The organism is Bacillus sp. 0209A, assembly GCF_036765095.1.
In the GTDB taxonomy this organism is placed as follows: Bacteria; Bacillota; Bacilli; order Bacillales; family Bacillaceae; genus Bacillus; species Bacillus subtilis_G.
In genome coordinates, this window is sequence record NZ_JBAIZV010000003.1 from 429135 (window position 1) to 455149 (window position 26015).

Consider the following 26015-nt stretch of genomic DNA (forward strand, 5'->3'; position numbering starts at 1 on the left):
ACAGCTGAGCTGTTATTTTGTTTCACGGTGTAACGTAGATTTTTTATCACGTGGGCAATATTTTTTAAATTCAACGCGGTCTGGATTGTTGCGTTTGTTCTTTTTAGAAATATAGTTACGCTCACCACATTCAGTGCAAGCCAAAGTAATATTAACGCGCATTATTTTCCCTCCAAACTAAAATCATTTACTTATTCAGACTTATATATAATACCACTATAATGGACGGAATGCTAGGCTGATTTTCAATGAATTATTGAATTATGAATAATACGCTCATAAAGCTGCAAATATGATTCCGTAATGAGCCGGGGATGGTGTAGTTTGATCACTTGTTCTCTGCCGGCTTCTTTTATCCGGCGGGCTCTTTCCCGGTCTTTTAAAAACCTGTCCAGCAGATCAGCCGCTTCCTGCGCGCGCGTAAAATCAACGGTGAATGCTGTTTTGTCGTGAAGGGCAAAGTCACAAAAACCGCCCGACTGAGAAACGGCAGTCAGCACACCTTGTTCCATGCTTTCTTGCGCGGCAAGCCCAAACGGCTCATAAAAACTAGGGAAAACAGCCATTTCACAGTGAGACAGAAACGTTCTGATGTCTCTTCTATGCAGAAACGGCAGGAACATAACACGTTCCTTCAAATTCAATGCTGCAGCCAGTTTTTCATAGGAGGAGAGAGACGGACCTTCCCCAGCCAGCACCAAATGCAGGTCAGGCTGACGCCGCCTCAGGATAGCAAACACCTTTAACAGCTGAGAAAAACCTTTTTCCGGAACAAACCTACCAAACGAAAATATGAACCTTCCATTCATGTTCCTTGGAACTTCTCCCTTTTCCTCCTCCATAGATGCAGGGCTTGGGATGACAGTTATTTTTTCACGTGCTGCCTTATCAAGCGACCGTTTCATAAAAGAGCTTAGTACAATCAATTCATCAGCAGATTCTATCAGGAGCCGTTCGGTCTGCAGTCTGTATGGATGCGGGGCTTCTTGGCACGCCTTCTTCCTTTCGCTTTCAAGACCGTGGATAGTCACTGCAAGCGGGATGCCAAGCCGTTGTTTCAAATAATGAGCAGCGGGAGCTGTCATATCATCATGGGCATGAATCAGATCGAAACGCTCATTGCAGGATAACACATGCTGAACCATTGTAAAGTTAGCATCAGCCATAAAATCTTCAAACTGCGCATATGAAAACAGCCGCCTGCTTGGAGTAAAAACAGTTATGTTGATATGCGGGTTTAAATAAGAAATAAGACGGTTTAAATGGACACCAAGCCCGCTTTTCGGCTCATGAGGATGTTCAAGTGAAAGCATGAGAACGTTCATCTTTCTTTTTCCCCTCCTCCATAACACGTGTAGGCAGAAAATTGCTTCTCCCACCAGGTGTACGCGTCCTCAGCCTGAAAGCTTTTTAGATCAGTAACCCCATTTTCCGCAAGATAGATGTCCTCTGTATCCGCGAGCTTGAGAGAGACATTCATTGAGTTAACTATTCTGTATTCAGCCCCATATACAGCATCACCAGCTGCCTGTCCAATTGTCCATTCCCCTTTATGATACGTTATGCGTTTCGTCCTGACAGCTTCGATGTTTTTTCTTTTGATGACAATGCGCAATTCTTTTATCATATCCCGCGGGCTTTCGAAAAGCACAGCTTCAGCCAGCCGCATTGTTTCTTCTGAGATGTCCCAGCGTACGGTCAAGGTGCGGGCGTTTTGAATCATCATATCGAATGTATCCCTAAAAAAAGAAAACTTATGTCGTATATTATAGAGAAATGGGTATTGATCCATGGATTTTTAACATTCTCCTTTCCTATCGTTCACTCGGTGTTCCTATTAAATCATTACATAGAGTGGAAGCAAAGAAAGACTTCTCGACAAAATCTCGTTTTTTTCGCGAATACCTTTAGAATCTATTGGTTTTATGGTATAAAAAAGAAGGATAAAAAAAGAATAGAAGGTGATGAAACGTGGAAATTGCTATTATTGCGTTGTTTATCGTCAGTATAGCGCTAATTGCATTCTCATATTCTCAAAGAGATCCGATGAAAGATGTAGAGCAAGAGCTCGAAACACTGCAGCTTTCTGCGATGCAGGAAATTTACAAGCTCAAAAAGAAAATGACAGTGCTTGAGGAAGAATTACTGGAAACAAACCTTGTCATCCGCAAATCAAAGCATAGCGATATCAATCAAAAGATCGCTAAACAAATACTTTCAAAATATAATAATGGCATGTCCGCTGAAGCGATCGCTAAAGCTGAGCATGTATCAGTGGAAGACGTAAATACGATTATCAAAGATAACGAGAGGGTGCTCGTATGACAAAACGGGGCATTCAGGCATTTGCAGGCGGCATTATTTTAGCGACAGCCGTTCTTGCAGCTGTTTTTTATCTAACAGACGAAGACCAGGCCGCTGCTGTAAAAGAAAATAAAACAGTAACCGAACAAGACGTGAGCAATTACCTCGATTCTAAAAAAATGGTTTCTGTTAACCGTGATGAATATCAAAAACTTCTTGATTCAAAAGAGAAATCCTTGAACGATGACAGCAGCTCAGACGCAAAAAAAGACAAAGTCAAAACATACAAGCTCACCATTAAAGACGGCATGAGCACCGCAGATGTATCTGCTATTCTTGAAAAAGAAGGCATCATTTCCTCGGCTCAAAACTTTAACGACTATGTCATTGATGCCGGATATCATAAAGAAATCCGCGCCGGCGAGTTTAAAGTAAAATCAGACATGAGTTTCAAAAAGATCGTAAAAACATTAACACGATAAAAAAACAGGCTGACAGTCAGCCTGTTTTTTTATCCAAACTTTCCTGTGATGTAATCGAGAGTTCTTTGATCCTGCGGGTTAGAGAACATTTTATTGGTATTGTCACATTCAACAAGCTCGCCCATGTAGAAAAAGGCGGTTTGATCAGAAACCCTTGCTGCCTGCTGCATGTTGTGCGTAACGATTACAATAGTATATTTATTTTTCAGCTCAAGAATCAGTTCTTCAATTTTTCTCGTTGAAATTGGATCTAGTGCAGATGTCGGTTCATCCATCAGCAAAATATCAGGATTTGTCGCAAGCGCTCTGGCGATACAGAGACGCTGCTGCTGGCCGCCTGATAGAGAAAGGGCTGATGAATGCAATCGATCCTTCACCTCATCCCATAACGCCACGTCTTTTAATGACTTTTCCACAATGTCTTGAAGCTTCTTTTTATTTTTGGTGCCGTGGACTCTCGGTCCGTAAGCGACATTATCAAAGATAGATTGCGGAAACGGGTTCCCTTTTTGAAATACCATGCCGATATTTTTTCGTAAATCCACGATATCCACTTTATCCTTTAAAATGTTGCTGCCATTATAATTCAGTTCACCTGCAAGCTTTACATTCGGCGTCATTTGAATCATTAAATTCAATGTTTTAATGAAGGTCGATTTCCCGCATCCTGACGGCCCGATAATCGCGGTGATCTCGTTTTCATGAATACTCAAATTGATATTTTTTAAAGCGTGATGCTGTCCATACCATAAGTCCATTCCATTGACTTGATAGACTTCCTGTTTCATTACAGCTTCGGTAGCAATACTCATTGCCGCCCTCCTATCCGAATTTCCCGTTTATATAATCCTCTGTCTTTTGCTGTTCCGGACTGGTGAAAATTTGTTCAGTCTGCCCGTATTCTACAAGCTCGCCGTTTAAAAAGAATGCCGTCCGGTCAGAAACCCGCAGCGCCTGCTGCATATTGTGCGTGACAATAATAATTGAGTATTCGCTTTTCAGTTGTGTTATTAATTCTTCTATTTTTGCATTTGAAATCGGATCTAGCGCTGAAGCTGGTTCATCCAGCAGAAGAACGGCCGGCTTCATCGCAAGCGTTCTCGCGATGCATAAACGCTGCTGCTGGCCGCCTGATAACGAAAGTGCAGACGAATGCAAACGATCCTTCACCTCATCCCAGAGCGCTGCTTTTGTTAAGCTTTCTTCCACAATCTCATCTAAAACAGCTTTATTCCGCTCTCCAGCATATTTCAAGGCATGTGTGATATTCGCATAAATCGATTTCGGAAATGGATTCGGTTTTTGGAAAACCATTCCGATTTCTCTTCTTAAGCTGACAACATTAATATTGCCGCCCAGTATATTTAATCCTTCATAAAGGATTTCACCTTCAGCCCTTGCAGAAGGAATTAAATCATTCATTCGGTTAATGTTTCTCAAAAAAGTGGACTTTCCGCACCCTGACGGTCCAATCAAAGCGGTCACCGCATTTTTTTCAATATCCATATTCACGCGGTGAACTGCCTGTTTATCTCCGTAAAAAATAGACAGATCTTTCACTTCGAGCACGTGGCGCTGTTTCGGAACGAAAACAGCACGTTCAGGCTTTTCTTTTACCATTTGTTCAGACATGTTTTTCGCCTCTTTCCGTTCTAATTTGCCGTAAGCTTTTTGTAGATCATCGTGCCAAGCCATCTCGCTGCGAGATTAAATACAAGAACAGAAATGACCAGCACCGCAGAACCTCCGTTGGCAATCGCTTCAGCATCCGGAATAATTCCTTGCGTATTTACGTTCCAAATGTGAACCGCAAGTGTTTCAGCGGGCCTGAAGATATTAAATGGCGATGTTTCAGAAAACGGGTTCCATTCCGTAAAATTAAGACGCGGTGTTGTCAGACCGGCTGTAAATAATAATGCCGCCGCTTCCCCGAACACCCTTCCTGACGCTAAAATCGCTCCGGTGATGATAGAAGGGATTGCACTTGGAATTAAAACCGTTTTTACGGTATGCCAGCGTGATACACCTAAAGCGAGAGAGGCTTCCTTCAAATCTTTAGGGACTGAACGAATCGCGTCTTCTGTCACACGCACCATGACAGGAAGGTTAAAAACAGTTAATGCAAGCGCCCCGCCTATGATCGTATATCCCCAGCCTGTTAAGTTAACAAACATCAATAATCCAAACATCCCAATCACAATTGACGGAAGAGATGAAAGCACCTCTATACATGTTCTGATGAAATCAGTCACTTTGTTATTAGGCGCGTACTCAGCCATGAACACTCCGCCGCCCACACCGAGCGGGATTGTAATCAGCATCGTGATAAACAAAATATAAAAGGAGTTGAACAGCTGGTCGCGTATTCCTCCTCCAGCTGCAATGGCACTTGATTTTGTCGTAATAAAGTCGAAGCTGAGCTGGGAAACACCGTTAATAATAATATAGGAAAATAAGCCTACCAGAATTGCCGCGATAATGGCTGCGCATAAACCAAATATTCCAGTTGCCAGTTTATCTGTTATTTTGCGGTTCATTACACTTTCCTCCTAGATGACAAGTAGCGGATAAACAGGATGAACAAGAATGACATCACCAGAAGCACAAGCCCCATTGACCACAGCGTATTGTTTTCAACGCTGCCGTATGTGGTATGCCCCATATTCAGCGTAATGATCGTTGTCAGGGTTCCGGCAGTGTCAAACAGGCTTTCCGGCAATACTCTTGTATTTCCAATGACCATCTGAACAGCCAAAGCTTCGCCAAACGCCCGTGCCATACCAAGCACAACAGCCGTCATTAATGTCGGAAAAGCTGCGGGTACAAGTACTTTTCTGATCGTCTGCCATCTTGTCGCACCGAGCGCATAAGAACCTTCTCTTAAACTCTTCGGAAGAGAAGCCATCGCATCAGCAGAGATCGATGTAATGGTCGGCAGGATCATAATGGAAAGGACAATCGTTCCCGCCAATAAACTGTGCCCTGTTCCGCTCGATTTGAACTGAGCGATAAACGGCACTAATACTGTAAGACCTATGAATCCATAAACAACAGATGGAATGCCGACTAAAAGCTCAATCACCGGCTGCAGTACTTTCTTTCCCCAATTCGGCGCAATTTCTGTCATAAAAATCGCACCTGCAATGCCGAGCGGCGCAGCAATGAGTGCAGAAAGAATCGTTACTGCAAATGATCCAAAAATAAATGGAAGCACTCCATATTTCGGATCCGTATCTGTAGGGTTCCAATTTAGGCTCGTTAAGAATTCAATTGGGCTTACACCATTTACAAGAAAAGATTGCAGCCCCTTCACGCCGAGGAAAATGGTGATCGCAACAGATGCCGAAATCATAATAAGCGCACAAGCTGTCACAATCATTCTTCCCCGAACTTCATCCAATTGCCGATTTTGCCTTGAGCTGATTAAACGCTCGCTCACAGACATATTTTCTCTATTGTTTATCATTGTTTTACACTCCTATGAATGTGTTAAGAGGAGAAACGGTTGCCACCGCACTCCTCTATTTATAAAGATCAGCTTTGCTTCCCGTTGGCATCGCGTGTCACTTTCATATCAGTAACCGGAATGTACCCTTGGTCGGTAACAATGCTTTTTTGAATGTCATCACTCTTTAAATAATCAAGGAATTCCTTAGCTAAATCTGTCGCTTCACCTTTTGTGTAAGAATGCTGATAAGCCCAAATTGGATACTCGCCAGCTGCAACATTTTTCGCTTCAGGTTTTACACCGTCAATAGATAGAGCAGTTACTTTGTCATCTGTTAAATATGAGAATGCAAGATACCCAATCGCTCCCGAAGTATCAGCAATGATTTTTTTCACTGTGTTAGATGAATCTTCAGTAATGCCTTCTGCAGGTTCTTCTCCGTCAAGCGCATATTTCACAAATGTAGCACGTGTGCCAGAAGAATCAGGACGGTTTACAAGTGTGATCTTTTGGTCTTTGCCGCCAAGCTCTTTCCAGTTTTTGATTTTGCCGGTGAAGATTTTTTTCAACTCATCTTTTGAAATATCCTTCACACCGGCATCAGGGTTTACAGCTGCTGCCATACCCACTACTGCGACTTGATGATCGACTAGCGCTTTTGCATCAATTCCTTCTTTTTCTTCAGCAAAAACATCTGAATTCCCGATCTGAACAGCTCCTTCAGAAACTTGAGAAAGCCCTGTTCCAGAACCGCCAGCTTGCACCTGTATATCTGCATCAGGGTTTTCTTCCATAAATTTTTCTGCGGCAGCGAGTACTAATGGCTGCATAGCAGATGAACCAGAAATGGTTAAAGATCCTGATGCCTTTTCTTCCCCTTTTGCAGAATCGCTATTCGATTTTTCACTTTCTCCTGCATTTCCGCATGCAGCTGCAATCATCATAAAAGCAGCCATTAGAAGCATAAGCACCCATTTGTTTTTTTTCATTTCCTGAATTCCCCCTGCATATAATGTGTAATTTGTCCTACACGTATAGAATAAAGGTTCTGTGTAAAAAGGGTTTGAATCGAATGTTAAGGTTTTGTAAATCAATGCGTTTTTTTGTATAAAAAAAACGCCCACATCATGTGAGCGTTTCATTTTAGTCATTAGAAGACGTTGCGTTTTCTTCGATTTTGTCTTTATTCTTTTGCTGAGTATCTTCTTTGTCCTGCTTCGATTTCAGCTCAAAATATTTATCCAATACTTCTCTGCCGATTTCGTTTGTAATGGTATATTTAGCGCCATAATCAATATAAGCCCAAGGTACTACGACAGAGATCGCAATCTCAGGATTATCGGCCGGCGCATAAGCGACAAGTGTCGTATTATAAGCCGCTGTTCCTGTTTTTGATTTATCAGGCCCATCATAGAAAGACTGCGCTGTTCCTGTTTTGCCGGCAGGCTGATAGGAAGCTGAAGCAAATTGGGTCGCGGCTGTCCCTTTTGTCATCACTCGTCTGAACCCGGCCTGTACCTCTTTAATATAATCGCTTTTCATATCAATTTTATTCAGCACTTCAGGCTGAACAGATTGTACAACTGCTCCGATCCCTTTTTCAGCATTGGGTTCTCTGACTTCTTTTACAAGCTGAGGCTTCAAACGATAGCCCCCGTTTGCAATCGTTGATACGTATTGCGCCAGTTCCAACGGTGTATAAGTATCGTACTGACCGATCGCATAGTCAAGCAAAAATCCCGTCAATCTGTTTGTTCCTTTATAGCCTGTCATTTCATTCGGAAGATCAATTCCAGTTTTGACACCCAATCCAAATTGGCTAAAATGATTACGGAATGTATCAAAGGCCGCAGTATCAATCGGTAAAGCTTGATGTGGTTTATACTCGCCTTTACCGATTGCAATCGCAGTTTTAAACATAAATACGTTGGAAGACTGCTCTAACGCTCTTTGAATATTAACCGAACCTAAATTCTTCCAAGATTTTTTACCATTTTTATCTTGACCGATATATAACGGCTCATCTTGAAAAACCGTATTTAAGTTGATGGCGCCGGTTTGAAGACCCGTTAGTACGGTTGCACCTTTAACAGCTGATCCCATGGCATAGGATGAAGTCATATTTCCTAATGCATAATCATCAAACTTGTATGCCCCATTTTCTAGTTTAATCTGCTTGCCCGCCATTGTCAGCACTTCACCGTTTCTTGGATCCATCATGACAACGAAAGCGCGGTCTAACAATTGAGTGCTTGCTCTTGCTTTAGCTGATTTTAAATTCTTCTCAATGATTTTTTCAACTGACTTTTGCAAATCAATATCAATCGTAAGCACGAGATCTTTACCGGCTTTGCCTTCAGAAACGGTTTTCGTTCCCGTGACATTGCCGTTTGAATCTGTAATGTTTTCTACCTTTGCTTTTTGTCCTTGAAGAAGGCTTTCGTATTGGTATTCCAAATAGCTTTTTCCGACCCTGTCATTTCGGCTGTAGCCAAGCGACAGATAATGCTCGAGCAAATTGGACGGCAATCCTTCATCAGAGCTGGAAACACTTCCGAGCACTGAACGGAGAAGGTTTTTATACGGATAGTCACGTTCCCAATCGGACGTGACATCAACACCCGGCAGTTCGTCTAAATGTTCACTTACCACTGCCATTTCCTTCGCTGATACATCTTCATTTTTGATATATTGAGGGGTCAATGCGTATCCTGAATCCATCTGTCTTTTGATGGCGAGGATCTGCATGTCTTTATCCGTCAGGTCATTCATCTGCTTGTCAGTAATTCGTTTTAGCTGAAGCTGATATAAATCGTTATCGGATAATTTTTTGTCTTCTGCCTGCTGTCTTTCTTGAGAGGTAATCAGCTTTTTGGCTTCTTTTGGCCTAGTCAAAATCCAATAATCCTTTTTATCCCGTTCTGTTACTTTTTTTGTATCGACTTTAATCATCTCAGACAGCTTTTTTGCGATCTTTAAACGCTGCTCTTGCGAGGTCGATTTAGATCTGGTGTATGTGATTGCGTTTAAAGCCTTATTTGTCACGATGGCATTAAAGTTTCGATCATAAATTTTACCGCGCGGCACTGCGGAGCTGACTTCACTTTGTTCCTGCTTATTGGCTTGATTTTTGTAATCATCGCCTTGCACGATCTGCTTGATCCCCAGTTCCACAATGATCCAGGTAAATATAACAAAGGCGGCCAAGAATAAAATATTCAGCCGGATCGGCAGCGACTTCTTTTTCTCTTTATGATTTTGTGTTTTTGGTTTATTTCTCCTCATAACATCACCTTTTTCTATTTACAGAAAGAAAAGACACTCAAGTAAGAGTGCCAGTTTTCATTTTAAAGGTTTTTTCGACTTTTTTCTACAGATAACCCCTTTTTGACAAAAAATTATCTTTCGCCTTTTAAAAGATTCGGTTCAGTGACCCTTTTTTGGCCATCCTCTTCCATGGTTTGATTTTCCTCTTCTTTCTCCTTAAAACGGATATCTTTGACAAAGTAATAAATCAGCGGATGTCCTACACCCAAGATAGCAAGTGACAAAGGAATTCCCACATCTTCTTTGAGAAGAGCCACGATCAGGAGAAAGCCTAAAATGGAGACAATCCTGCCGGCGTTTAAAAACAATTCCCTCAGCACGATATATTCAATTCTTGCTTTTCTGGCATGTCTCGCCCGGCCTATCACATCATATGTAAGTGAAACATATGGCACGAGCAAAAGAGGATAGCCGATGGCAATAAATACGCCGTACGTCAATAATGTCGCAAAGCTCATATGAAACAGAATCAGAAACAGCGCTCCATACAAAATAAGGCCGCCCAGCAAAATCGATTTTTTTCTGGCCTTTTTCTTAATCAGCCTGGATGCAAAGTAATAGGCAAAGAAAGAAACAGCTGAGTTGACAAGGCCGAATGTGCCGAGGGCCAGTTCGCTGTTTGTCTCAATAAACACAAAAACACTGATTAAAAAAATAAAAATCCCTTCTCTTAAGCCTTGAAAAAAATGCGCATTCGTAATTCTCCGCCAATTCATATTGCTATGGCGCTCTCCAAATACTTTGCTCAGCATAAAACGGCCCTTTGATTCTCTTCGTTTTAAAAAAAAGCTCATCACAACAGCCAATGCAAACAAACTGAGGGAGAGGCTGAAAATCACTGTGTAACCCGTATTATTTTCAAGCCTTGAGATAACAAATCCCGCTACAATCGGGCCGATCATTCCTGCCGAGGAAGACAGAATGCCCATAAATCCGTTGAAAAAGTCTCGCGTATCCGGCTCTGTGATTTCAAAGGTCAGAACGTTAAACGCAAGCCAATAAAAGCCATAGCCCACTCCAAGCACCGCGCCGATCAGCACGAGCCGGCTGGCTGCCGTTTCTCCGGCTAAAAGCACACTTAAATAAAAGGCAGCTAAAAAAATGACGCCGAACCTTAAAATGAACACCCTGTCTATTTTTTTGGCTAACCGTCCAGCCAAATAAAAGGTTATCGGCTGCATTGTCACAATGGATAAATTATATATCGCCAAATCAATAAATTTCCCTGACTGCTTCCAAAGATACACATTAACAAATGTATTGGACAGTGCAATTCCCAGTGAGTAAAGCCCGCCAATAGTCAGCAGAAAGAGTAACCCTTTGTTTACGTCTACATCGCCAATCACTTTTTTTAGTTTGCTCATTACTGACTCCCCTTTACTATCCCTTAGTCTGTCTCACTCAAACCGAGATATGTAAAAAGAAGACATAAAAAAACAAGGCCCTGTATCGAGGACCTTGCTAGTGTCATTATTTTGCTTCGCTGTATAGACGAGCCACTTCGTCCCAGTTCACAACATTCCAGAACGCTGAAATGTAATCAGGACGGCGGTTTTGATAGTTAAGGTAGTAAGCATGCTCCCAAACGTCAAGACCTAAGATAGGCGTTTTGCCTTCTGAAAGCGGAGAATCTTGGTTTGGCGTGCTTGTGATTTCAAGTTTGCCGTTGTTAACAACAAGCCATGCCCAGCCAGAACCGAAGCGTCCTGCTGCTGCAGCTGCGAATTGCTCTTTGAATTTGTCAAAGCTTCCAAATACACTATTGATCTCATCAGCAAGCGCGCCAGTCGGCTCGCCGCCGCCGTTTGGAGATAAAAGTGTCCAGAATAATTTGTGGTTCGCGTGTCCGCCGCCGTTGTTGCGGACTGCAGTGCGGATGTTTTCAGGAACAGAATTAATATCTGCAACCAGCTCTTCAACTGATTTGGTTGCAAGAGCAGTGTTTCCTTCAACCGCTTTGTTTAAATTTGTAACGTATGTGTTGTGGTGTTTCGTATGATGAATAGTCATAGTTTCCTTGTCGATATGCGGTTCTAAAGCATCGTACGCATAAGGTAATTCTGGAAGTTCGTAAGCCATGATAATTCCTCCTTTAATATATATATGTACTGAAATGCCGCTTCACAGCGAGCCTTTCTTCATTCAATGTAACAAAAGTATGCTTTGTAAGCAATGAAAAAGCTCACATCTTGGCTCATTTCAGCGAACATATTTCACTTTAACCGATAATTCGCCCCATTAAACATGCCGTCCGCAATTCTTATAGGACCGTCCATAAAAAATATCCGATCATCAAAAGCTGTATCATGCCCTTTGCAATAACCCCTGTTAAAAAGCCAATGAGTGAGCCGAGACCGATTTTAAACGCTGACTTGACGTCCTTTTGGCGGACGATAAGTTCTGCACAAACAGCCCCGATAAACGGACCTAATATGATTCCCGCAACCGGAATGACAAAAGGCCCGATTAATAAACCGATCGTGCTTCCCCATATAGCGGCTTTGCTTCCGCCGAACCTTTTTACTCCGAGCAGATTAGACACGTAATCCGCGGCGAATAATACTGCGGCAAAAACAGCTTCGACGAGCCAGAACATATAAGAATAAGGACTGAATGAAAACAAAAATCCATACAATACAAATCCGGCAACGATAAATATGACACTCGGAATAATGGGATACACCAGCCCAATAAAGGCGATGATAAATACCGCCGCAATCAACAGCCAATACAACATATCCATAGCATTCTTCCTCCCTTTTTCATCTGTTTTCTTCATGTCTTCCTTGTATTCACACGCGGGCAACGATACAATAAGCAACATATATTAGTATAGCTAGGAAGTGAAGATAGTGAATATATTTCAGCTTTTCATCAAAAGTACATACTCTCCCCGCGATATCGCAAAAACACGATTTCAAGGAATCGGTAAAACGATTCTTTATGTATTTTTGCTTTCTGTCCTTTTTGCAATTCCTACCGCTTATTATGTAAGCTCAGGGACCGTAAAATCAATGAACGGCTTTAAAACCGTGTTAAACAAAGATTTCCCTGATTTCACAATTTCAAACGGCAAACTTCAAACGGATGAGAAAAAAGCGACGGAATCACAGGCAAATGGTTTCGTTATCGTATTTGATCCGACGGACGCTTACGGCACCAAGCAAATTGAAGCAAAGCAAAATGCGATCGGCATCCTCCAGAACAAATTTGTTTTGGCCATTGACGGACAGGCTCAGGAGATGCCTTACTCAATGATACCGTCAGAGTTAAAGAAAAAAGATGTCATCGCAGGTTTAAACCAAAATAAAACGATGATCGTAACTGTTCTCTCAGCTCTCATTTTCCTCGTAACTGCCGCAGGAAAATTTATTGAAGTATCATTTTTGGCGCTTATCGGGTTAATCATTAAGAATTCACAAAGAAAGCATCTATCCTACCATCAGCTCTGGAAGCTTTCGGCCTATTCCATCACCCTTTCGACCGTATTCTTTACGATCATGCGCGCATTAGAAGCGGCAGTTCCAAGTGAATTTTTGCTGAACTGGTTTGTCAATATTGTCATCCTGTTTCTCGTGTTGAAAGAGATTCCGTCCAAAAAAGCTGCTGTATAATCCGAGACTGCATTCGCAGTCTCTTTTCTTTTGTCATGGATTAAAAAGGACAAGCATACGATGGTATAAAATCTTGTATGCGGGAGGAAAAGTGATGAAGCGTCTCACCTTTGTATGCAGCATTGTTTTTATACTTTTTATTCTTTTTTATGATCTTAAAATTGGAACAATACCCATTCAGGACCTCCCTGTCTATGAAGCATCAGCAAAAACGGCTGCACAAGGACCAGCGTATAAAACGGTGAAGGTTAAGCCGGGTGACACGGTTATGTCAATTGTCGGACCAGCAGGTTCTCCTGACGACATTGTAAAGGATTTTGAAGCACTGAATCCGAATGTAAGGGCCAACGCCATTCAAGCGGGAACAGCGTACAAATTCCCGGTCTACCCTTAATTAACGTTAATTTCTTGTCAGTTTGGCGAAGACACTGTTACAATGTAATTTGTAAAATAAATTCACATAAACCATACTAGAATTGTTACATCTAGAAGCGGCAACTACAATTAAGGAGCGATTGCAAGTGAGTGAAATCACACATCGTACAAAAACGCGTCCCGTCAAAGTGGGACCTTTAACAATAGGCGGCAACAATGAAGTTGTCATCCAAAGCATGACAACAACAAAAACACATGATGTGGAAGCAACGGTTGCGGAAATTAACCGGTTGGCTGAAGCCGGATGCCAAGTCGTTCGGGTAGCATGTCCGGATGAACGGGCGGCAAACGCCATTGCAGATATTAAAAAACGGATTTCCATTCCGCTCGTTGTTGACATCCATTTCGATTATAAGCTTGCGTTAAAAGCCATTGAAGGCGGCGCTGATAAGATCCGAATCAACCCTGGCAACATCGGCCGCCGTGAAAAAGTCGAAGCGGTCGTTAAGGCGGCGAAAGAAAAAGGGATTCCGATCAGAATCGGAGTAAACGCCGGTTCACTTGAAAAACGGATTTTAGAAAAATACGGTTATCCGACAGCCGACGGAATGGTAGAAAGCGCACTTCACCACATTAAAATTCTTGAAGACCTTGACTTTCACGATATTATTGTCAGCATGAAGGCATCTGACGTCAACCTTGCGATCGAGGCTTATGAAAAAGCGTCGAAAGCATTTGATTACCCGCTGCACCTTGGGATCACCGAGTCAGGAACGCTGTTTGCCGGCACAGTTAAGAGCGCAGCAGGACTCGGCGCGATTTTAAGCAAGGGCATCGGAAACACCTTGCGTATTTCATTAAGCGCAGATCCTGTGGAAGAGGTAAAAGTAGCAAGGGAGCTTCTGAAATCTTTCGGCTTAGCCTCCAATGCTGCCACACTCATCTCATGTCCGACTTGCGGCCGTATTGAGATTGACCTCATCAGCATCGCCAATGAAGTGGAAGAGTATATTTCTAAGATAAAAGCGCCGATCAAAGTTGCTGTTCTCGGCTGTGCCGTAAACGGACCGGGTGAAGCTAGAGAAGCCGATATCGGAATCGCCGGCGCACGCGGTGAAGGACTGTTATTCCGGAAAGGAAAAATTGTCCGTAAAGTTCCAGAGGAAACAATGGTAGAGGAACTCAAGAAGGAAATCGACATTCTTGCTGAGGAACACTATGCAAAGCTTGAAGCTGAAAAAGCTAAATTAAAAGAAGAGACACAAAAAGCTTGACGGGAACCCGTCAAGCTTTTTATGTTAAAAAAACGGAATAATAAATATTCCAAGCACTAATGAAACGACACCGATACCCATCGCCCAAGCTCCCAAGCCCTGAGCACCTCTTCTTCTTGCGATATAGCCGACAATAATACCGGCAGCTCCCAATAAAACAGGCAGTACAAACAATGAAATAATGGACAAGGCTAACGCAATATATCCCATTCCCCGTCCTTCATTGACATTGCCGCCGCTGCGGTCATTGTCTCGATCATTGTTGCGATCAGCAGCACGGTAAGGCTCTGCGATTTCTGCAGCCGTTTCCTCAAAAAAACCATCATTGTCGCGGGTAATATTTGTTCCTTCAGAACCATGGTCAACATAGTAGCTGTTGTTGTCACGTTTTTCGTAATCTGCCACCTTCAATTCCCCCTTCTGTTTTATTAAAGGAGCTTTTATAGTTTGAACCATTTTACCCGTTTCATGTTTGCTAAACTTTTCTGGTAATGTTAATTGTTTATGTTACACTTGAAAGGATGAAACTGAAGGAGTGTGGGCATGTTACGCTTAGGAATAGATATTGACGGCACAATCACGGCTCAGGATACATTCGTCCCTTATTTGAACCGCTCGTTTAATCTTTCCATTTCATTAGAAGATATGACGGATTATGATTTGACAAAGCTGTTAAACATTACGCAGGAAGAATTTTGGGATTGGATGAATCAAAATGAAGCGATCATATATAAGGAAGCAATGCTTGCGCAGCACGCAAAACAGTCACTTGACCTCCTCAAAGAGGAGCACAAGCTTATTTATATTACAGCGAGGCGAACTCATTTAACTGATATTACCTATGAATGGTTTGACAGACAAAACATTCATTTCGACCATATCGAACTCGTTGGCGGCCATCATAAAGTTGAGGCAGTCAAAAATCATAACATCGACTTGTTTTTCGAGGATCATCACGGAAACGCAATGATGATTGCGAAAGAAGCCGATATACCGGTGATTTTATTCAATTCCCCCTATAACCAGCTTCCAATTGATTCGAACATCATCAGAGTCAGCAACTGGCTGGAAGCTGTTCAATGGATGAACAAAAACAAACATCATTTGATACGTGTCAATAACTGAAAAAGGAGCCCAGGGCTCCTTTTTCTCATATATACAATTACGCAGTCGTGTTTTCTTGATTTTCCGCTGTACAATCAGGGCATGTGCCGTAAATCTCAAATTTATGCCCGCTGACCTCATAGCCATCTAAATCATCATAAAGCTTGTCCATCGGACATGACTCAATTTCCTTTGTTTTGCCGCAGGCAAGACAAATAAAGTGATGGTGATGATGAGTAAACGAACACTTAAATCGGAAGAGCTTTTCACCGGACAGCTCAGTTGTTTCCAAAATACCTAGTTCTTCATACAAAGAAAGGTTTCTGTAGATTGTATCAAAGCTTAAGCCGGGATAATCATCATTTAATGCAGACAGTACGTTTTTAGCGGTAAGATACCTGTCTGAATCAGCAAAAAGCTGCAGCATATCTTCCCGTTTATTTGTATATTTATACCCATTTTCTTTCAGTAGGTTCAACGCTTCTTGTACGTTCATGAAGGGTCCCCCTTTTCACTTTGCTTAAGAACACATGTATGAAAAAGAAAATGGCAGCTGTCTGACCAGCAAGCCATTTTCTTTACCGCAGATAAAATTATACCCATAAAATGAATAAAAGTAAATGAAAGCCTAATGGATTGCGTTTTTGAATTTCCCGCCTCTCGTTTCATGGGTATTCATAATGGTAATGAAAGCGTTATGATCAACTTCAAACACGATCGTTTTAAGCTTTGTCACTTCCAGTCTAGTGACAACTGCGTAAATCACGTCCTTTTCTTCGTCAGTATATCCGCCTTTCCCCTTCAGCTTGGTTGTTCCTCGACCAAGACGGTGCAAAATCGCGTCGGAAATCTCATCATACTGATCTGACACAATAATGACAGCTTTTGTTTCATCAAGCCCTTGGATCACGGCATCAATGGTTTTCATTGCAATATAATAAGTCATGAAAGAGTACATTGCTTGCTCAGGACCGAACACAAAACCAGCCCAAATGAAAATGAATACATTGATGAGCATAACGAACTCACCTACTGAAAACGGCAGCTTTTTCGTCAGTAAAATCCCAAGAATTTCCGTACCATCCATTGAACCTCCGTTTCGAATAACGAGCCCGACGCCAAAGCCGAGTAAAAGACCGCCGAAAACAGTCGCCAAAATAGGTTGGGTTGTAATGGCTTCTACATGGTGAAGCGAGGATTCAATAACGGCAAGCCCGACAATCCCAATCATCGTAGAGACAAGGAAGGTCTTACCAATATATTTATAACCGAAGATCATAAAAGGAATGTTTAAAATGACAACAAATATAGCGAAATTCAAAACGGGAGTTGACATGAAGAGATGGTCTAAAATAAGTGATACACCGATGATTCCGCCATCAATAAAATGATTGGGGATTAAAAATAATTCGATACTAACAGCCGCAGATGCAGCTCCTGCCAGAATCATGAAGACCCTGAACATAAAGTGGAAAAATGTTTCTCTTTTATGCTGTTTTGTTGGGGTCATAAAATCTCCTCTCCTGCAATAACTATTTTAAATATATTATAAATCTATTTTACCATTAAACACTGACACATTTTGATGATTTGCCCATACATTAAGTTTGGAGGTGGAATGGTCGATGATTTTATTTCAAAGAATTATTTTGCAGCGACTTAATCAGGCTACTGCTGACGATTTGCTGAAGTACTCAAAACAATACGGAATCAACCTAACAAGACCGCAGGCCATTGAAGTAGCAAACCTGTTATACGGGAAAAATGTGAACATCTTTAATGAAAATGAACGAATGCGGCTGCTGAAACAAGTAGAGGCAATTACATCAAAAGAAACAGCGCAAACCGTTAATGAACTATTCAAACAATTCACAAGCTAAAAAATGGGGGATAGCCCCCCATTTTTTATTGCTGTAAAATCTTTTCGAGCAATGTGTCATCAAATTGTTTTTCTTTCAGCATGTCAATCTCAAAGCGGTATGGCGGTTTTTTATTCTTTTTATCTTCACCGACATACGGTGTTTCAAGGATTTTTGGGATGTCTTTTAACTGGTCATGATGAACAACATATTGCAGTGCGTCAAATCCGATTTCACCAAAGCCGATGTTTTCATGTCGGTCTTTTCTTGCGCCTTTGACATTTTTGCTGTCATTAATATGGAGCACTTTAATACGGTCAATGCCAACGATTTTATCGAACTCATTCAGCACTCCGTCAAAGTCTTCGACAATCTGATATCCGGCATCATGTGTATGGCACGTGTCAAAGCATACTGACAAAAGCTCATTGTGTGTAACGCCATCAATAATCTGTGCAAGCTCCTCAAAGCTTCTGCCGCACTCTGATCCTTTTCCTGCCATTGTTTCTAATGCAATCTGGACATTTTGATTCGGATCAATTACTTCATTTAAGCCTTCAATAATTTTTTTGATGCCTGCTTCAGCTCCCGCTCCTACGTGAGCGCCCGGATGAAGCACAATCTGCTTCGCTCCGATGGCCGCTGTCCGTTCAATTTCAGAACGAAGAAAGTCGACACCCAGCTCAAAAGTGGACGGGTTTGTCGTGTTGCCAATATTAATAATATAAGGCGCATGTACGATAATCTCGTCAATGCCGTTTTCTTGCATGTGTGTCCGGCCAGCTTCTATATTTAAATCTTCAATTTTCTTCCGGCGCGTATTTTGCGGTGCGCCTGTATAGATCATAAACGTGTTCGCCCCATAAGAGGCTGCTTCCTGGCTTGCAGCCAGAAGCATATGTTTCCCGCTCATAGAGACGTGTGAGCCTATTCTCAACAACAGGTTCCCCTACTTTCTTTTCTTAGATTGGTTTCTTCTCTGTTTTTTCTTGATTTTCTCCATCTCGTAGCTCATTTTCTTTTTATATCCAGGCTTAACCTTCTTCGGCTTTTTCACGAGACGATGCGCTATTTCATCCGCTTCATTCTGCGTTTTTTTGCGTTTTTTGCGGCGCTGGCGGTCATCGCCTTTTTTCCACTCGCCCTTTTCAAGCTCTAAGTAATCAAACTCGATGCCCATTTTCTCAAGTCTGGCTAATGCATCCTCATCAGAAAGCTCGTAAATGGTCATCGCTTGTCCTGATGAGCCGGCGCGAGCTGTTCTGCCCACACGGTGAACATAGAAATCGAGATCATCCGGCAGCTCATAGTTGATCACATGGCTGACACCTTTAATATCAATGCCTCGTGCGGCAAGGTCAGTTGCAATGACATAAGTGAATTCCAAATCATTAATCTGCTTCATGACTTTTTTCCGCTCTCGAGGCGTTAATCCGCCGTGCAGCAGCCCGATTTTCATGCCCTTGCCAGTCAGATATTGAGCGATATGATCAGCAGCGTTTTTCGTATTGGCAAACACAATGCCCAAGTATGGATTCAGATGAGACATGATGTCAAAAAGGAGCTTGTCCTTGTCACGATGTTTCGAAGGAATGAGAACATGCTCGATTTTCGCAGCAGTCACCTGTTTTGGCTCCACGTGGGCGTATTTTGGATTTTCCATATATTTCTTCAAAAATGGTTTCAGCTTTTCCGGAATGGTCGCTGAGAACACAAGCATCTGCAGATCCTCAGGCATGCGGGAACCAATGTAATCTACATCCGCAATGAATCCCATGTCCAGCATTAAATCGGCTTCATCAATAACAAGGGATTCCGCTTTATGAACACTTAACGCCTGTTCTTTGATTAAATCGGCAATCCGACCGGGCGTACCGACGACAAGATGCGGCTGTGTCTTCAGTTTATCAATCGATTTTTGTTTATCTGTGCCTCCGATAAAACATTTCGAGCGAATCTGACTGCCTTCTTCACCCTCGGTGATTTTAAGTGCTTCCTGATGAATCTGGTTGGCAAGCTCTCTTGTCGGAGCCGTAATGACAGCCTGAACGACATCCTTAGCAGGATCGATTTTGTTTAATAATGGCAGTAAATAAGCGTGAGTCTTTCCGGTTCCCGTCTGTGACTGGCCGATGACGCTTTCTTTTTTTAACACTGCAGGAATCAGCCTTTTCTGAATATCAGTCGGTTCGTAAAAACCAAGGCGGTGTACTGCATCTATAATAAACGGTTTCAATTCATATACTTCAAATTTAGTTTCTTTCATTTTTCCCAGCTCCTTAAAGCGGCACATTATGTATCCATCATTACATTATACCCGATCTTGCTTAAAAACACCACGTTTGCAAGGCTTTTGTTTTATTCGGTTATGTAAAGCAAATCCGAAGCACATGCATATTCTAATAGCAGAGAGAGCTGAAAGGAGGTACAAGTATGTTTTCACCACAGCAGCCGATGAGAAATTACCCGCAGCCCGGACCGCCCCGCCCCATGCCAAATCAGCAAATGATGGGAAGAAGACCGCCTAATATGCGAAGACCTTCATTTGGACCGCAGCAGCAAGGTTTTCAGCAATCCGGACAATTTCTTCCTCAGGCAAATGCCGGGGCGAGAAATGGTGCGGGCGGAGGCATAAAAGGAATGCTGTCAAGGTTCTTACCCGGAGGAGGAGGCGCTGGCGGCGCCGGAGTTCCTGGAGCTGGCGCCGCAGCGAGCGGAGGCTCAAGTCTCCAAGGGATTCAAAATATCGCCAATCCTGCATCTTTATCCAGTATGCTCGGGAATGTGCAAAAAGTGCTCGGCATGGCGCAGCAAGTCACTCCCATGATCCAGCAGTACGGCCCGTTAGTCCGCAACCTGCCAGCAATGATGAAGCTGTACAGCCAATTAAGTAAAAGTGATGATACAGAGAGCAATGAGGAAAATGAAAAACAAACAGATTCGGAAGAAACCCCAGAAACAGAGAACGAGGCTGAAGTAAAGACCTCAGGCGGAAACAAAAAATCAAAACCAAAAAGTTCTTCTCTCCCCAAGAAATCAAAAAAACCTGACGGAGAAGAACACACATCAAAAACATCTGCCCCGAAGAAAAATGAAGCCGCCTCTCCTTCTTCAAAAAGAACATCAGGCAGTTCAAAGCCGAGATTATATATTTAACATTCTTTGATATCTGAAGTGAGATTGGCTATAATGAGATCAGAAGAATGCAAGAATAGAGCCGTTTGATTACGGCTTTTTATATTGCCTTTACTCACTTCAGTATTGGAGGACAACCGAAAATGGACGTAATTAAAATATCGCCGCGCGGCTATTGCTATGGCGTTGTTGATGCTATGGTTATTGCCAAGAACGCGTCACTTGATAAGAGCTTGCCAAGACCCATCTATATACTCGGGATGATTGTTCATAATAAACACGTCACTGATGCGTTTGAAGAGGAAGGAATCTTTACTTTAGACGGCGCTAATCGTCTGGATATCCTGAAGCAGGTTGACAAAGGAACTGTGATTTTTACTGCGCATGGTGTTTCTCCCGAGGTCAGAAAAATCGCCGACGAAAGAGGATTAGTCGCAATTGATGCTACATGTCCGGATGTGACGAAAACTCATAATTTAATTCTAGAGATGAAAGAAAAAGGATATCACGTAATCTACATCGGCAAAAAAGGGCATCCAGAGCCTGAAGGAGCCGTTGGCGTAGCCCCTGAGATCGTTCACTTAGTTGAAACAGAAGAAGATGTGAAAAATCTCGATATCCAAGCAGAGAAATTAATCGTGACCAATCAAACAACGATGTCTCAATGGGATGTTCACGACATTATGGAGCTTGTACAAGAGAAATATCCTCATGTCGAATATCACCAAGAGATTTGCCTCGCTACTCAGGTACGGCAGGAAGCTGTATCAGAACAGGCGAAAAAAGCGGATCTAACAATCGTTGTAGGCGACCCGAAGAGCAACAATTCAAATAGGCTCGCTCAAGTGTCGGAGGAAATAGCAGGCACTAAAGCATACCGAATCGGCGACCTAAGCGAATTAAAGCTCGAATGGCTGAAAGGCGTTAATACCGTCGCTGTTACTGCGGGAGCTTCAACACCAACGCCGATCACAAAAGAAGTCATTCGCTTTTTGGAGCAGTTTGATCATGAAGATCCATCAACTTGGACAACTGAACACAGTGTACCGCTCAAAAAAATACTCCCAAAAGTAAAAGCAAAAAACTGAGGCTGTAAAAAGCCTCAGTTTTTTTTATAGAAATGCAAATGGATTTGTATCTGTTTCAGAAACAAAGATATTCACATCCAGTTTTTTATCATTGCACATGGATGTTAGTTTTCTCGTGACGCCTTCTTTCATAATTTTTTCCGCGTAATGGCCCGGATCAACAACATTCAGGCCAAGCATCATCGCATCATGGGCCACATGGAAGTATAAATCTCCTGTAACGTAAACATCGGCGCCCTTTCGTTTCGCATGATGAATATACTTGTTGCCATCCCCGCCAAGAACAGCCACCTTCTTCACCATGCTGTCAGCTTCACCCACCATTCTGACACCATTGACTTCAAGCTTGTCTTTCACAAATAAAGCGAATTCCTTGAGCGTCATCTCATTTTTAAGTGTTCCGACACGTCCAAGCCCTTTTTCAGCTAGAGACTGCTCGACAGGATAGATATCGTAAGCTACTTCTTCATATGGATGGCTTTTGATCATTGCATTTATAACAGCTTTTTCAATGCTTTTAGGAAACACAGTCTCCAGCCTAACTTCATGAACAAGCTCAAGCTCTCCCACTTCACCGATAAAAGGCTTAGCGCCGTCCAATGGCTTAAAGCTGCCGATTCCTTCAGACGAAAACGCACAATGGCTGTATTCGCCGATATGGCCGGCTCCCGCATTTCCGAGCGCCGCTCTGACCTGCTCTTCATATTCCTTCGGCACGTATACGGCCAGCTTTTTAAGAGGATCAGTATAAGTAGGCGCCAGCACCTCCGTCTCACTCAGCTCTAATGCTTCAGCAAGCAAATCATTCACACCGCCGTCCGCAACGTCTAAATTTGTATGAGCTGCATAAACAGCGATATCATGCTTCATACACTTTTCAATTAACCTTCCGGCTGGCTGATCTGTTGAAATATGCTTTAGGGGCCTGAAAATAGGAGGATGGTGTGCGATAACCAAATCAACCTCTTTTTCAATGGCTTCATCGATAACGCTCTCCAACACATCAAGCGTAACCATTACATTTTTAATCGGTTTTTTTAAGGTGCCGATTTGCAAGCCGATTTTATCGCCTTCGACCGCATAGGCTTTCGGAGAAAATTGTTCAAACAGCTGGATGATCTGCTGCCCATTTACAGTTTTAGTCACGATCGATAACCTCCTTTAGCAACTCCATCCGATCGGAGAGCTCCTTTAATTTTTGTTTGTTTTGTTCTGTACTTGAAGCTCGGCTGATCTGTTTATAAATGCTTTCTGTATGCTGAAACTCTTGTGTCCATTTTTTCAAAAATACAGGATTCTTTTCTTTTGCCAAGAAAGGGCCGACGAGCATTCCGGCTGATAAGGAAATACCGGCATAAGCCGAATCTCTGTCTCCCGCTTCGGCGACAAGCACCTCATAGCACTTTCCGTCCTCTTCAAGGATCACCTCATCTATCAGCGCATATCCTTCTTTATAAAGCCACTCCCTGATATGAACAGCATGAATATTCGGCTGTAAAATAAGCCGTTCCTTCCCTGTTAATTTGTCTTTACCCGCTTCTAAAATGTGCGCGATCAAAGATCCGCCCATTCCCGCAATCGTAATGGCATCGGCTTCACCTTTTTTAATGACTTCCAGGCCGTCTCCCTGCCTTACAGAAATGTGCGGGGCTAAGCCTGATTTTTCAACCTGCCGCTTGGCGGACAAAAACGGGCCGTCTGTTATTTCTCCGACAATTGCCCCGCTGGCTTTATGATTCAGCACCGCATAACAAGGAAGGTAAGCGTGGTCAGATCCGATATCGGCCATCACCGCTCCATTCGGTATGTACTCCGCTACTGTTTGCAATCGTTTCGATAATTTTAATTCGTTCACTTGTCATCACAACTTTTCTCAATCATTTTTTCCTTTTCTATCATATAAAAAATCAGCCCGGAATCCAAGCTGAGTGAATGATTTTCAGTGTTTTCTTTTGAGACGGCTCTGCACACGGCAGATAAAAATAAAAGGCTGTCGAGAATATCTCGGCGGCCTGAGAACGTATAAGGAGAAAGATAGATCTTTTATTTAATTTTTGACACCCACTCTGCCATATCATCCAGCTTATCGGGCGGAACAAGACCAGAAGGCATTCCATTACCGCCTTTTTCGATCTTGGTTTTAATGTCAGCGACATCTTTCTTATCGCCTACACCTTTTAAGCTCGGACCTGAAACACCTTCATAATTTTCACCATGGCACGCGATACAGTTTGCCTTGTAAATATCCTCAGGTGAAGCGTTTGCATCTTCTTTTTCAGCAGATTTGCTTTCTCCGCCGCTTGCAATCTCTCGAGAATCATCAAGCCCCTTTACTGCTAAAAAGAAAGTCAGACCAATACCTAAAACAGCGATCAGTAAAAATGGAATAAGCGGATTCCATTTCATTTCCCTTCCCCCTTTTTGATCCTTCCCCTATGTAAACACTTCTAATTCTAACTTAATTTTACAAAAAGTAAATGGATTGCTATACAAAAGTTTTTTATTCACACTTTATACAAAATTGAATTGAAACATGCCTATTTCTCCGATATCTATTTTATTCTATTGTATAATGTATTGTATACGCTTACAATAGAAAATATGGATTCATATTTGAATTTTTTCACCACAATGTTCATTTGCAAATGACACCATTTTTCAGTAAAATAAAGGCATATTATCCATATATCTTTTTGATAAAAAAGAAGAACGGATCTACAAGACCCGTTCCATCTTATTCCAGGAAATCTTTCAAACGTTTACTTCTGCTAGGATGTCTAAGTTTCCGCAACGCTTTAGCTTCGATTTGTCGAATACGCTCTCTCGTTACTCCAAATACCTTGCCGACCTCTTCTAGTGTTCTTGTGCGGCCGTCATCAAGACCAAATCGAAGACGCAATACATTTTCTTCACGATCAGTTAACGTATCAAGTACATCTTCCAGCTGCTCTTTCAACAGCTCATATGCGGCATGGTCTGAAGGTGAAGTTGCTTCTTGGTCTTCAATAAAATCACCAAGATGCGAGTCATCCTCTTCACCGATCGGTGTTTCCAGCGATACCGGCTCTTGTGCGATCTTTAAGATTTCGCGTACTTTTTCAGGTGTTAAATCCATATCTTCCGCAATTTCTTCAGGTGTCGGTTCTCTGCCTAAATCTTGCAGTAATTGACGCTGCACACGGATCAATTTATTAATGGTTTCAACCATATGAACGGGAATCCGGATCGTTCTCGCCTGATCGGCAATGGCGCGAGTAATCGCCTGTCTGATCCACCACGTAGCATACGTACTGAATTTATAACCTTTGCGGTAATCAAATTTTTCAACGGCTTTCATCAGACCCATGTTACCTTCTTGAATCAGGTCAAGGAACAGCATTCCGCGTCCGACATACCGTTTTGCGATACTGACAACAAGCCGCAGGTTCGCTTCAGCCAATCTGCGTTTAGATTCTTCATCACCTTCTTCAATCTTTTGAGCGTAGGCGATTTCTTCTTTTGCAGATAGAAGGTTAACCCGGCCGATTTCCTTTAGATACATCCGAACTGGGTCATTGATTTTGACACCCGGCGGTACACTTAGGTCATTAAGGTCAAATTCTTCTTCGGCTTTGGCAAGCTGCTGAATATTAGGATCTTCTGTTTCTTCATTCTCACTAATTAATTCAACACCTTGTTCACCTAAAAATTCATAATACTCATCCATTTGGTCTGATTCAATTTCAAAGCTGGACATACGCTCGGCAATTTCTTCATATGTCAAAACGCCACGTTTTTTACCAGACTCTGTTAATTGCTCTTTTACTTGATCGAATGTTAATTCTGTCTCGTGGGTTTGTTTATCAGCCATTATGGATCCCTCCTTCCAAAGCTTGCAACGAATTCTATAAGCGGTATGATTCTTATTCGGTCCATTCAGGCGTTTTCTATGTGAGCTGCCTTTAATAATGTGCGAATAATGAAATGACAATTCATGATGAGGTCAAGCGATCTATTTGCTCCTCC

Annotated in this window: 30 protein-coding genes; 9 read left to right on the plus strand and 21 right to left on the minus strand. The window is 42.3% G+C overall.

Annotated elements, in window-relative coordinates; genetic code table 11:
- Positions 1-12: 12 nt before the first annotated feature.
- The 3 genes from rpmG to V6D44_RS12955 form a co-directional block, all read right to left on the minus strand.
- Entirely contained in the window at positions 13-162 is a 150-nt protein-coding gene (gene rpmG, locus V6D44_RS12945) for a 50S ribosomal protein L33 (protein WP_003153056.1), read from the minus strand.
- A gap of 83 nt (positions 163-245) precedes the next feature.
- Positions 246-1325: a glycosyltransferase family 4 protein gene (locus V6D44_RS12950; protein WP_087990721.1), complete on the minus strand. Its 1080-nt coding sequence runs from the start codon at positions 1323-1325 to the stop codon at positions 246-248.
- Positions 1322-1792 carry a hypothetical protein gene (locus V6D44_RS12955; RefSeq protein WP_202327161.1) on the minus strand — a complete coding sequence of 157 codons (471 nt, stop codon included), beginning with the start codon at positions 1790-1792 and terminating at the stop codon, positions 1322-1324. Before V6D44_RS12955 ends, V6D44_RS12950 begins: the two co-directional genes overlap by 4 nt.
- Before the next feature lie 179 nt (positions 1793-1971).
- Here V6D44_RS12955 and V6D44_RS12960 point away from each other — a divergent pair, with 179 nt between their 5' ends.
- Both V6D44_RS12960 and V6D44_RS12965 read left to right on the plus strand, forming a co-directional pair.
- Complete coding sequence (locus V6D44_RS12960) at positions 1972-2325, plus strand: hypothetical protein (protein ID WP_087990723.1); 354 nt, start codon at positions 1972-1974, stop codon at positions 2323-2325.
- Complete coding sequence (locus V6D44_RS12965) at positions 2322-2786, plus strand: endolytic transglycosylase MltG (RefSeq protein ID WP_087990724.1); 465 nt, start codon at positions 2322-2324, stop codon at positions 2784-2786. The genes V6D44_RS12960 and V6D44_RS12965 overlap by 4 nt, the downstream gene beginning before the upstream one ends.
- Positions 2787-2815: 29 nt before the next feature.
- Here the strand turns inward: V6D44_RS12965 and pstB (V6D44_RS12970) are convergent, their stop codons facing one another.
- From pstB (V6D44_RS12970) to V6D44_RS13010, 9 genes are all read right to left on the minus strand, one after another.
- The gene (pstB, locus tag V6D44_RS12970; RefSeq protein WP_087990725.1) at positions 2816-3598 is read right to left on the minus strand and encodes a phosphate ABC transporter ATP-binding protein PstB; all 783 of its coding nucleotides are present in this window, start codon (positions 3596-3598) and stop codon (positions 2816-2818) included.
- Between the two features lie 10 nt (positions 3599-3608).
- Positions 3609-4418: a phosphate ABC transporter ATP-binding protein PstB gene (gene pstB, locus V6D44_RS12975; protein WP_087990726.1), complete on the minus strand. Its 810-nt coding sequence runs from the start codon at positions 4416-4418 to the stop codon at positions 3609-3611.
- A gap of 20 nt (positions 4419-4438) precedes the next feature.
- The gene (gene pstA / locus V6D44_RS12980; RefSeq protein ID WP_087990727.1) at positions 4439-5323 is read right to left on the minus strand and encodes a phosphate ABC transporter permease PstA; all 885 of its coding nucleotides are present in this window, start codon (positions 5321-5323) and stop codon (positions 4439-4441) included.
- Positions 5323-6252, minus strand: coding sequence for a phosphate ABC transporter permease subunit PstC (pstC, locus tag V6D44_RS12985; RefSeq protein WP_087990728.1), 930 nt, complete (start codon positions 6250-6252; stop codon positions 5323-5325). The genes pstA and pstC overlap by 1 nt, the downstream gene beginning before the upstream one ends.
- Positions 6253-6320: 68 nt before the next feature.
- Entirely contained in the window at positions 6321-7223 is a 903-nt protein-coding gene (locus V6D44_RS12990; protein ID WP_087990729.1) for a phosphate ABC transporter substrate-binding protein, read from the minus strand.
- Between the two features lie 154 nt (positions 7224-7377).
- On the minus strand, positions 7378-9519 hold the full coding sequence (pbpA, locus tag V6D44_RS12995) for a penicillin-binding protein 2A (RefSeq protein WP_087990730.1): 2142 nt from the start codon (positions 9517-9519) through the stop codon (positions 7378-7380).
- 113 nt (positions 9520-9632) lie between these two features.
- Positions 9633-10925 carry an MFS transporter gene (locus V6D44_RS13000; protein WP_087990731.1) on the minus strand — a complete coding sequence of 431 codons (1293 nt, stop codon included), beginning with the start codon at positions 10923-10925 and terminating at the stop codon, positions 9633-9635.
- Positions 10926-11031: 106 nt separating this feature from the next.
- Positions 11032-11640, minus strand: a complete 609-nt coding sequence (gene sodA / locus V6D44_RS13005; protein WP_087990732.1) for a superoxide dismutase SodA — start codon at positions 11638-11640, stop codon at positions 11032-11034.
- 181 nt (positions 11641-11821) lie between these two features.
- Positions 11822-12304 carry a DUF456 domain-containing protein gene (locus V6D44_RS13010; protein ID WP_087990733.1) on the minus strand — a complete coding sequence of 161 codons (483 nt, stop codon included), beginning with the start codon at positions 12302-12304 and terminating at the stop codon, positions 11822-11824.
- A gap of 109 nt (positions 12305-12413) precedes the next feature.
- On the opposite strand from V6D44_RS13010, the gene V6D44_RS13015 reads away from it, so the two are divergent.
- The 3 genes from V6D44_RS13015 (at position 12414) to ispG (ending at position 14824) form a co-directional block, all read left to right on the plus strand.
- Positions 12414-13175 carry a DUF1189 domain-containing protein gene (locus V6D44_RS13015; RefSeq protein WP_087990734.1) on the plus strand — a complete coding sequence of 254 codons (762 nt, stop codon included), beginning with the start codon at positions 12414-12416 and terminating at the stop codon, positions 13173-13175.
- Between the two features lie 94 nt (positions 13176-13269).
- The gene (locus V6D44_RS13020; RefSeq protein ID WP_087990735.1) at positions 13270-13569 is read left to right on the plus strand and encodes a LysM peptidoglycan-binding domain-containing protein; all 300 of its coding nucleotides are present in this window, start codon (positions 13270-13272) and stop codon (positions 13567-13569) included.
- Positions 13570-13690: 121 nt separating this feature from the next.
- On the plus strand, positions 13691-14824 hold the full coding sequence (gene ispG / locus V6D44_RS13025) for a flavodoxin-dependent (E)-4-hydroxy-3-methylbut-2-enyl-diphosphate synthase (protein WP_087990736.1): 1134 nt from the start codon (positions 13691-13693) through the stop codon (positions 14822-14824).
- A 24-nt stretch (positions 14825-14848) separates the two neighbouring features.
- Here ispG and V6D44_RS13030 read toward each other — a convergent pair whose 3' ends face one another.
- Positions 14849-15235 (minus strand): hypothetical protein, encoded by a 387-nt coding sequence (locus V6D44_RS13030; protein ID WP_087990737.1) that lies wholly within the window; start codon positions 15233-15235, stop codon positions 14849-14851.
- A 132-nt stretch (positions 15236-15367) separates the two neighbouring features.
- Between V6D44_RS13030 and V6D44_RS13035 the strand changes: the two genes are divergently transcribed.
- Positions 15368-15949, plus strand: coding sequence for a hypothetical protein (locus V6D44_RS13035; protein WP_087990738.1), 582 nt, complete (start codon positions 15368-15370; stop codon positions 15947-15949).
- Between the two features lie 37 nt (positions 15950-15986).
- Here the strand turns inward: V6D44_RS13035 and zur are convergent, their stop codons facing one another.
- Positions 15987-16424, minus strand: coding sequence for a zinc uptake transcriptional repressor Zur (gene zur, locus V6D44_RS13040; RefSeq protein WP_087990739.1), 438 nt, complete (start codon positions 16422-16424; stop codon positions 15987-15989).
- Positions 16425-16556: 132 nt separating this feature from the next.
- The gene (locus V6D44_RS13045) at positions 16557-17438 is read right to left on the minus strand and encodes a YitT family protein (RefSeq protein ID WP_087990740.1); all 882 of its coding nucleotides are present in this window, start codon (positions 17436-17438) and stop codon (positions 16557-16559) included.
- Positions 17439-17553: 115 nt separating this feature from the next.
- Between V6D44_RS13045 and V6D44_RS13050 the strand changes: the two genes are divergently transcribed.
- Positions 17554-17808, plus strand: a complete 255-nt coding sequence (locus V6D44_RS13050) for a DUF2624 domain-containing protein (protein WP_202327157.1) — start codon at positions 17554-17556, stop codon at positions 17806-17808.
- A gap of 25 nt (positions 17809-17833) precedes the next feature.
- On the opposite strand, the gene V6D44_RS13055 is transcribed toward V6D44_RS13050, so the two are convergent.
- Positions 17834-18727: a deoxyribonuclease IV gene (locus V6D44_RS13055; RefSeq protein WP_202327156.1), complete on the minus strand. Its 894-nt coding sequence runs from the start codon at positions 18725-18727 to the stop codon at positions 17834-17836.
- 9 nt (positions 18728-18736) lie between these two features.
- On the minus strand, positions 18737-20053 hold the full coding sequence (cshB, locus tag V6D44_RS13060) for a DEAD-box ATP-dependent RNA helicase CshB (protein WP_333516572.1): 1317 nt from the start codon (positions 20051-20053) through the stop codon (positions 18737-18739).
- Between the two features lie 167 nt (positions 20054-20220).
- Here cshB and vrrA point away from each other — a divergent pair, with 167 nt between their 5' ends.
- Entirely contained in the window at positions 20221-20943 is a 723-nt protein-coding gene (gene vrrA, locus V6D44_RS13065; RefSeq protein ID WP_087990743.1) for a VrrA/YqfQ family protein, read from the plus strand.
- Between the two features lie 122 nt (positions 20944-21065).
- Entirely contained in the window at positions 21066-22010 is a 945-nt protein-coding gene (locus tag V6D44_RS13070; protein WP_087990744.1) for a 4-hydroxy-3-methylbut-2-enyl diphosphate reductase, read from the plus strand.
- A 24-nt stretch (positions 22011-22034) separates the two neighbouring features.
- On the opposite strand, the gene V6D44_RS13075 is transcribed toward V6D44_RS13070, so the two are convergent.
- The 4 genes from V6D44_RS13075 to rpoD all read right to left on the minus strand — a co-directional run bounded on the left by V6D44_RS13075 (position 22035) and on the right by rpoD (position 25860).
- Complete coding sequence (locus V6D44_RS13075; RefSeq protein WP_333516574.1) at positions 22035-23156, minus strand: Nif3-like dinuclear metal center hexameric protein; 1122 nt, start codon at positions 23154-23156, stop codon at positions 22035-22037.
- Positions 23149-23799, minus strand: coding sequence for a tRNA (adenine(22)-N(1))-methyltransferase TrmK (locus V6D44_RS13080; protein ID WP_242519863.1), 651 nt, complete (start codon positions 23797-23799; stop codon positions 23149-23151). The genes V6D44_RS13075 and V6D44_RS13080 overlap by 8 nt, the downstream gene beginning before the upstream one ends.
- A 254-nt stretch (positions 23800-24053) precedes the next feature.
- Positions 24054-24416, minus strand: a complete 363-nt coding sequence (gene cccA, locus V6D44_RS13085; protein ID WP_087990746.1) for a cytochrome c550 — start codon at positions 24414-24416, stop codon at positions 24054-24056.
- 328 nt (positions 24417-24744) lie between these two features.
- Entirely contained in the window at positions 24745-25860 is a 1116-nt protein-coding gene (gene rpoD / locus V6D44_RS13090) for an RNA polymerase sigma factor RpoD (RefSeq protein ID WP_003226225.1), read from the minus strand.
- Between the last annotated feature and the right edge of the window lie 155 nt (positions 25861-26015).